This window comes from Fulvivirga aurantia (genome assembly GCF_009711475.1).
Lineage (GTDB): Bacteria > Bacteroidota > Bacteroidia > Cytophagales > Cyclobacteriaceae > Fulvivirga > Fulvivirga aurantia.
The window spans coordinates 1-7,833 of sequence record NZ_SMMD01000770.1; the positions used below are offsets into that span (position 1 = coordinate 1).

Annotated in this window: 10 protein-coding genes; 6 read left to right on the plus strand and 4 right to left on the minus strand. The window is 39.7% G+C overall.

Annotation, left to right across the window (positions count from 1 at the left end; genetic code table 11):
- From E1176_RS09660 to E1176_RS09675, 4 genes are all read left to right on the plus strand, one after another.
- The coding region (locus E1176_RS09660) for a hypothetical protein (RefSeq protein WP_222933126.1) at nucleotides 1–452 on the plus strand (452 nt) is incomplete at its 5' end.
- Complete coding sequence (locus tag E1176_RS09665) at nucleotides 449–745, plus strand: transcriptional regulator (protein ID WP_185152728.1); 297 nt, start codon at nucleotides 449–451, stop codon at nucleotides 743–745. The genes E1176_RS09660 and E1176_RS09665, both read left to right, overlap by 4 nt.
- Nucleotides 746–797: 52 nt before the next feature.
- Nucleotides 798–2,141: a cell envelope integrity protein CreD gene (creD, locus tag E1176_RS09670; protein ID WP_246205991.1), complete on the plus strand. Its 1,344-nt coding sequence runs from the start codon at nucleotides 798–800 to the stop codon at nucleotides 2,139–2,141.
- 87 nt (nucleotides 2,142–2,228) lie between these two features.
- Nucleotides 2,229–3,227 carry a calcium/sodium antiporter gene (locus tag E1176_RS09675; protein WP_246205992.1) on the plus strand — a complete coding sequence of 333 codons (999 nt, stop codon included), beginning with the start codon at nucleotides 2,229–2,231 and terminating at the stop codon, nucleotides 3,225–3,227.
- A 36-nt stretch (nucleotides 3,228–3,263) separates the two neighbouring features.
- Here E1176_RS09675 and E1176_RS09680 read toward each other — a convergent pair whose 3' ends face one another.
- The 3 genes from E1176_RS09680 to E1176_RS09690 are packed head-to-tail and all read right to left on the minus strand — an operon-like array spanning nucleotide 3,264 to nucleotide 4,664.
- Entirely contained in the window at nucleotides 3,264–3,659 is a 396-nt protein-coding gene (locus E1176_RS09680) for a DUF1761 domain-containing protein (RefSeq protein WP_155210405.1), read from the minus strand.
- A gap of 12 nt (nucleotides 3,660–3,671) precedes the next feature.
- Complete coding sequence (locus tag E1176_RS09685; protein ID WP_155210406.1) at nucleotides 3,672–4,238, minus strand: DUF5655 domain-containing protein; 567 nt, start codon at nucleotides 4,236–4,238, stop codon at nucleotides 3,672–3,674.
- Between the two features lie 3 nt (nucleotides 4,239–4,241).
- Nucleotides 4,242–4,664, minus strand: a complete 423-nt coding sequence (locus E1176_RS09690) for a DUF1761 domain-containing protein (RefSeq protein ID WP_155210407.1) — start codon at nucleotides 4,662–4,664, stop codon at nucleotides 4,242–4,244.
- 134 nt (nucleotides 4,665–4,798) lie between these two features.
- Here E1176_RS09690 and E1176_RS09695 point away from each other — a divergent pair, with 134 nt between their 5' ends.
- Both E1176_RS09695 and E1176_RS09700 read left to right on the plus strand, forming a co-directional pair.
- A complete protein-coding gene (locus E1176_RS09695) occupies nucleotides 4,799–5,833 on the plus strand; it encodes a sensor histidine kinase (RefSeq protein ID WP_155210408.1) in 1,035 nt (344 codons plus the stop codon).
- Between the two features lies 1 nt (nucleotide 5,834).
- Nucleotides 5,835–6,587: a LytR/AlgR family response regulator transcription factor gene (locus tag E1176_RS09700; protein WP_155210409.1), complete on the plus strand. Its 753-nt coding sequence runs from the start codon at nucleotides 5,835–5,837 to the stop codon at nucleotides 6,585–6,587.
- Nucleotides 6,588–6,645: 58 nt separating this feature from the next.
- Here E1176_RS09700 and E1176_RS09705 read toward each other — a convergent pair.
- A partial coding sequence (locus E1176_RS09705) for an MATE family efflux transporter (RefSeq protein WP_155210410.1) occupies nucleotides 6,646–7,833 on the minus strand: 1,188 nt, incomplete at its 5' end.

Here is a 7,833-nt window from a genome sequence, read left to right on the forward strand (position 1 = left end):
ATTCTTCACTTTCTCAGCAAGCTCTTACTAAAAATGTGATTACTCTTATGGCCTTAGCACTTGGTGTACTTGTGCTAGCCGTGGGTACCGCAATATTTCTAGCTTATAGAAATGCGACTAAAAAGGAACAGCCCTTATGGAACAAAGTGAGTAAACAGATGACACTTAATTTGCTGATACCGCTAGTCGCGGGAGGAATTCTTATTTTAATTTTATTCAGTAAAGGTGCCATCGGGCTCATTGCTCCTCTTACTCTCATTTTTTATGGGCTGGCCTTGGTAAACGCCAGCAAGTTTACTTATCGCGACATCAGACACCTTGGTATTTTAGAAATATTGCTAGGTTTGCTCAGCGCTTACTATATCGGCTATGGGTTGTTGTTTTGGGCTGTAGGGTTTGGGTTATTGCACATCATTTATGGTGCATTTATGTACATGAAATACGAGCGGTGAAAGGTTTAATCAATCAATTATATAAAGCATTCGAAAATAGAGTGCGCCTGGGCATTATGTCTGCGCTACTGGCTAATGATGAAATGGATTTTAATTCCTTGAAAGCGTTGTTAGAGGTTACGGACGGTAATCTGGCCAGCCATCTCAAAGCACTTGAGAAGGAAGAATATATCTCTGTAAAAAAATCCTTTGTGGGCAGAAAACCTCATACAAATTATGAAGTTACTCGCAGCGGTAAAAAGGCCTTCGAAAATCATTTGAATGCATTGGAGGCGCTTATTAAGAATAAATAAATTTTTTTATATCTGTACTTTGTATTTCAAAGTACTTTTAATCACTAAAATCATGGAAGAAAAAGAAACTCAATCATTTTTGCAAAAGGGGATGGACAATCTCAAACAGTCTGTCTCATTAAAGCTATTTGTTATTACAGTTCTCGCGCTGCTATTACTCATCCCTACCTCTATGGTAGAGTCGTTAATAGAAGAGCGAGAGGCCAATCGTGATTTTGCCATTCAGGAGGTAAGTGAAAAGTGGGGCAGTGAGCAGGTTTTAAGTGGACCATTTTTATCAATTCCTTACAAAAAACTACATCAATCAAAAGAAGGCGTAACTACATACTCTGTTCATTATGCTCATTTTTTGCCAGAATCACTCGTGGTTAATAGTAAAGTTGATCCCATCACCCGTAAAAGAGGCATTTATGAAGTAGTATTATACAATGGGGCCCTTGATGTAGCGGGTCATTTCAAAAAACCGGATTTTAAAATTTGGAACATTGATCCTGAGCTCATCTTGTGGGAAGATGCTACCCTTTCTATCGGAATTTCGGACCTTACTGGCATACAGGAGCGCATCAGAATTAAATGGAATGAGCGCGTGCTACCCATATCTCCAGGCTTAGTAAACCATCAGGTTACATCGTCTGGAGTGAGCACTCGGGTGCCTATTGCAGATGCCGGAGTGTATAATTTTGGTTTTAAATTATCACTCAACGGCAGTACCCGGTTGGGTATAACCCCAATAGGTAAAGAAACTAAAATTGCCATGAAGTCGCCCTGGCCCAACCCCAGCTTTAATGGAAGATTTCTACCAGACAATCACGATATTAATGAAAGTGGGTTTAGTGCTAACTGGACGGTTCTAGACCTTAATCGCAACTATCCACAACAGTGGCTAGCTTCTAACCAGAAAATTGATGAATCGGTGTTTGGCGTAGACTTCATACTTCCTGTTGACGAATATCAGAAGAACATGCGCTCAGCCAAGTACGCTGCACTCATTATAGCACTTACATTTTTAATTTTCTTTCTGGTTGAGGTGCTCAATCAAAAGCGATTTCACCCTATCCAATATGCCCTGGTGGGTTTGGTGATTACTATATTCTATGCCTTGCTTCTTTCCATTACTGAGCATCTCGGTTTTCAATTGGCATATCTCATAGCTGCCAGCATGACTGTGAGCCTTATTCTCACTTACATTTCATCGATTTTTAAAAGCACCCGACTGAGTATTATTACCGGCATCGCCTTATCAGGCATCTATTTTTTCATCTATGTTATTCTTCAATTACAAGACTTCTCATTGCTTGTAGGTAGCCTTGGGTTATTCATCGCTTTAGGCACGTTGATGTTCTTATCAAGAAAAGTAAATTGGTACAATATCAATCCCCAAACAGAAGCAGCATAAATCATCTAAAATTGAGGGCTAAGCATGATTTAGCCCTCAATTTCTTTCTTTAAAAATCTCAAAGATTTCTAGCATTGAGACAAAAATTTGTACTATTTTAGCCCTTCGTTTGAAGGATTTGGCATGCTGGTATATATTTTATTTGTAGTAGGGTTTGTGCTGCTAATCAAAGGCGCAGATATATTAGTTGATGGAGCTACCTCCATTGGCAAAAAATTAAATGTTTCCAGCCTTGTAATCGGTCTCACCATCGTTTCTTTCGGTACTTCATTGCCAGAGCTTTTGGTAAATCTTGTATCGAGTTATAATGATGCACCAGATATTGGTGTGGGAAACATACTGGGTAGTAATATTGCCAACATACTCCTTATTCTTGGTATAGCCGCTCTTATCAATCCACTGCCAATCACCAAGAACACTTATTTTATAGAAATACCTTTTTCACTAACAGCAACTTTGCTTGTTGGCTTTCTCGCCAATGCTTCGCTATTTGGCACCAAAGGTGTTGATTTTGTAATCAGCCAATATGATGGTGGTATCCTTCTCTTCTTTTTCGTTCTCTTTATGGGCTATGTTTATATAGTCTCCAAGCAGCGTAAAAGCGAGTTTGCCGATAGCGATTACAAAGAAATGTCAACTTCTAAGTCGGTGCTACTTATTGTAGCCGGTATGGTTGGCTTATACTTTGGCGGACAATGGGTAGTAGATGGTGCTGTGTTAATGGCTACAGAACTAGGCATGAGCGAAAGATTTATCGGTCTTACAATCATTGCAGTGGGTACTTCTTTACCTGAACTAGTTACATCAGCAGTAGCTGCTTTTAAAAATGACACAGACATTGCCGTTGGTAATGTGGTAGGCTCAAATATCTTTAACCTGCTATGGATACTGGGTTTAAGCTCCGCGCTAAAGCCAATTCCTTATGATGTAATAAGCAACTCTGATGTCTTTATGATTATCGCCTCCAGTACGGCACTCATTCTGGCCGTGGTTGTTGGTAAAAGACCTGTGATTAGCCGATGGGAAGGTTTTTTCTTCTTAATTGCTTATTTCTGGTACATCACATTTCTCATTCAAAGAGGGTAAAAAGCCAGCAACAAGTCTGTCACTGGCCTATAAAGCTTACTTCCAGAAGCCAAGAATTACACCCATAATGGTAAAGCTTACCACGAAATAAAACGCATCTATAAACCACAGTCTCATAGAATTTCTAGAGAACAGGTAGTTTACACCAATAGCCATTGCTACCCACCCAAAGCCGGTGACAAAGCCATAAAACACTCCTTCTCCAGCGCTTACGCCTTGAATAAAATAGGCCAAATTCACAGCCATGATAAACTCCAGCACGAAAGCTGTACCGTATATTTTTGCCATATTCGCGTCTTTTAGGTCATCTTCTGTATAGCCATGTTCTGCCATCCAGACCTTGCCAAACAACGGGCCGTACCAAACGGCACCTAAAACAAACGTAGATAATGTGGCCACGACTACCGCGAGCCAGTTAATTGATGCTTCCATAATTTTACTCGTTTAATTATTTACTATTTGGTTTGCTTTTGCCAAAGAGGATTTAAGCTTTTCGTTAACCTCCTCTGGTGTGGTAATCTCTACCATATGCGATATACGAGGCATTGTGCCAAGACTTTTTGCCTTCTGGGTGTAAGCGTCAAATTCCTGCTCTCCCAAATCAAGACCCACTCTTATTTCCTTTTTATTGATCTTGGCCACAGCAAATTCTTTAGGATTTCTAAAGGAAATATAGCCTTTGGTCGGTACAACCTGCACAGTTTTAAACGCACTACTTACCGCCTGCTCAATTTGCTTGTAGAGCTCTTGCTTATCCTCCTTCCCTACAAAGTGCTTCTTTAATAATGATTTAGGGTCGTTGACAAGCTCACCATCATTAAGGTAAATACCCGCTATAAAAGTGGCATTCATATGGTTGATCTCCCGTTCCTTTTTGAGGTAATCAACAGCTTCTTTCATCTTTTTAAAGTCCTTATTCTCAAGCTCAGACATCCATTTTTCTAATGATTGGCCGGTCTTTTCATTTACAGTGGCTACAAATTCTTTTTCTAGTTGAAATGCTGTTTTCATAATTTAGTTTTTATACTTTTTCCAAATACCGAGAGTAATACCTATAATCTGATACTGAACCAAAACCACAGATTCGTCAATCAACGTAAGCTCAAATGGCCTGAGGGTAAACATGTTTTGAGTTGCCACTTCTAAAAAGCGGAAGCCTACCCAAAATATAAGTGCATACTTCATCCCCTCCACACCAGTTTTTACTTTAATTTTTGTAAAGAGCCAGGCTATTACATAAGCAGCTGCCAGGGTAGCGGCAAATGCCAGGGTAAGACCCACTGCCATGTTATATTGGGCAAAGTCTTCCTCCTTAAAATCATTTAGCTCCATCCAGCGAATACCAAAAAACACATAATCGTACCACAGTGGTGGTATAAATTGAGCGACTATGGTAGATACCCATACAGCAGCGTGGTTTATTTTAAGCTCATTCATATAAAGAAGTTTGAGTTGCGTAAAATACGTTAGTTTCAACAATCTGAAATTAGTACATTTATTTTATCGAAACCGGGATAAATATCCGAAACGGAAAAATCACGGTTCGAAACAGTAAACTTCTATTACTAAGCATGTCAGACAAGGTCGATATAAACGACAAGCTCGTCAGAATTATAGGCATACAGCTCTTTGGCATTGTTATTCCCAATGCAACTGGTCTCGTGACCCACGAAGACCGGTCTGTTTTTTACCTTTTTGCTACGTATGGGTATTTTATGCTTATCTCCTTTCTTATCTGGCAAGGCAATCGGTTTATACTTTTTAAGCTGGAGGAAAAGTATAATTGGTTTATTAACCCCACACAAAAAGTGATCATGATTTTGGGTGGTAATATATTTTATACCGCCCCCCTCGTAATCGTGATGTTGTATGCTTGGTATACTTTTACCGGTGCACCTCCAAGCTGGGATGTGATAAAACTTACTTCCATTGTTTGTGTCGTGTGTGTAGTGTTTATCACACACGCCTATGAGACCACATTTTTGATCAAACAGCGCGCTTCAGATATAGTAAAAGGAGAAAAACAAGACAAAGCGAGAATTCAGGCACAGCTTGAAGCACTTAAAAATCAGATCGACCCTCACTTTATGTTTAACTCGCTCAATAGCTTGTCTTATCTTATTGACGAAAATCCCGAAAAAGCAAAAGCATTTACATCCAGCCTGGCAGAGGTATATCGGTATATTTTATCGAATAAAGATCAGAGGTTGGTATTACTTGAAGATGAACTCCTTTTTCTAAATAAATATCTCTCCTTGTTACAGCTCAGGTTTGGCCACTCTCTGGATGTTTCTTTTAAGCTGAAAAAAGAAATAGAAGCTAAATACCTAATTCCCCCGATATCGATATTTATGGCTATAGAAAACGTGGTGAAGCATAATGAGATTTCAAAGAAGCATCCCATGCTAGTACAAATAAGTAATGTTGGAGGTTTATTATGTATAGAAAACAGACTCCAGAAGAAGCGATCGCTTCAACACTCGAGCAAAATAGGGCTCAAGAATTTGGATGAACGTTTTAAAATTATTGTAGGAAAAGGAATTGAAACATGGGTTGATCGTGACACTTTCAAGATTCAACTTCCTATGCTAGAATTGAACGCTTAATATGAATATACTAATTATTGAAGACGAACAAGCGGCAGCTGATAAGCTCCAAAAAATGCTCTATAGCACCAATAAAGAGTTGAAAATAATTGCCGTGTTACAGCGTGTTGATGAGGCCATTGATTTTATCAAAACTAACGATGCTCCACACCTTGCTTTTGTCGATGTACAACTGGCGGACGATGTTTCCTTCAAGATTTTTGAAAAAGTCTCTATAAACTTTCCCGTAATATTTACTACAGCTTATGACGACTACATACTTAAAGCATTAGAACACAACTCAATAGACTATCTGCTAAAGCCAATCACACAAGAGCGGCTTGACAAAGCTTTAGATAAAGTCAGCAGGCTTGAGTCACACTTTATTAAAAATAAGCTTGGTGAACTCCTAAACACAAACATCACGAGCAGCAACAGTGGCAAAAAACGCTTTTTAGTAAAAAAAGGAACTGATATCGTGCCTGTAGCGGTTGAGCATGTTGCTTACTTTTTTACAGAACACAAGGTGGTTTTTCTTAAAGATCGTGAGGGAGTTACTTACATTATCGACAAAAGCATCGCAGATATAGCTACTGAGGTAGACGGCAGTTTTTTTAGGGTAAACAGAAAGTATCTCGTGCATATAGATTGTATCGAAAAATTTAAATCTGATAACGGAAAGATTGCACTAACACTCGCCCCTACTACGAACGATAGTATATATGTGAGTAAAGAAAATGCACCTAATTTTCGCCAGTGGATAGAAGAACAATAATTGTCAAAACTTCAATTAAAAACAGGCAGCTTTTATTTAAGCTGCCTGTTCTATCTAACTATATATTTACTGTCTTCCACTTTCCTCTTCTAAATATGGCTATGCTTACTACAGCCAATAAAACCACTGCCAAAGCTATCGACACGAAGATTCCCTGAGGGCCAAAATCAAATGTAATCGCCAGCAGGTATGCCAAAGGCACTTCAAACAGCCAAAAACAAAAGAAGTTAATAATGGTGGGTGTTCTGGTATCGCCAGCTCCATTAAAAGCCTGACCGATAACCATACCATAGGCAAAGAACACATAACCAAAACAGATGTACCTCAAAGCCAATGCCCCATATTTGATCACTTCTGCTTCAGTAGAAAATATGCCTACAAACCACTCTGCCCAAATGCCAAACACCAGGGACACTACGCCCAGAAATATCATATTAAAGAACGCACACCGCCATACTGATTTCTCAGCTCTATCGGGTTGTCCTGCGCCTAAATTCTGACCTACGAGAGTTGCAGCTGCATTGCCGAGCCCCCAAGATGGTAAAATAGTAAACATTATAATTCTAAAGGCCACAGCATAACCTGCCAGCACTTCAGCTCCGAAAGTGGCGCTTATTCTCACTAAAAATAGCCAGCTCAAAGTACCAATCATATATTGGCCTATACCACCTAACGATACCTTCGCCAGCCTTACAATAATATCAAGATTAACTTTTAGATTTCGTAAAGAGACATGTACCACTGAGTTTGGTCCAGCTAACCTCACGAGTTGGTAAATAACCCCAGTGCCTCTGCCAATAGTCGTAGCAATGGCCGCCCCTTCTACGCCAAATGCTGGTATCGGGCCCAGGCCAAATATGAGTATAGGATCTAGTACGATATTTAGACCATTAGAAAGCCATAACACACGCATGGCGATTGATGCATCTCCTGCTCCTCTGAAAATTGCATTAATCAGAAAAATCAACATAATAGTAAGATTACCCGCCAGCATGATCATAGTATAGCGATAGCCTTCCTGCACCAGGTCTGCCTCACCTCCCATCAACCTCAAGATCTCTTTCGGAAAGAAGATACCTACTAAACTAAAAACGAGCGACAAAGCCACGGTCATGATTATGGCCTGCATTGCTGCGTTAGAAGCTTCTTCTTTTTTACCTTCTCCTACTCTTCGGGCAACCATAGCGGTAGCAGCCATACTTAGTCCTATAGAAATGGCGTAAACAATCATAATCACAGATTCTGT

What these genes read in the sequence shown, in the direction of transcription:
- E1176_RS09685 (WP_155210406.1), bottom strand. Translation starts at nt 4,238, where the DNA reads ATGAAAACAGCATTTCAACTAGAAAAAGAATTTGTAGCCACTGTAAAT.
- creD (WP_246205991.1), top strand. Translation starts at nt 798, where the DNA reads ATGGAAGAAAAAGAAACTCAATCATTTTTGCAAAAGGGGATGGACAAT.
- E1176_RS09690 (WP_155210407.1), bottom strand. Translation starts at nt 4,664, where the DNA reads ATGAATGAGCTTAAAATAAACCACGCTGCTGTATGGGTATCTACCATA.
- E1176_RS09700 (WP_155210409.1), top strand. Translation starts at nt 5,835, where the DNA reads ATGAATATACTAATTATTGAAGACGAACAAGCGGCAGCTGATAAGCTC.
- E1176_RS09680 (WP_155210405.1), bottom strand. Translation starts at nt 3,659, where the DNA reads ATGGAAGCATCAATTAACTGGCTCGCGGTAGTCGTGGCCACATTATCT.
- E1176_RS09695 (WP_155210408.1), top strand. Translation starts at nt 4,799, where the DNA reads ATGTCAGACAAGGTCGATATAAACGACAAGCTCGTCAGAATTATAGGC.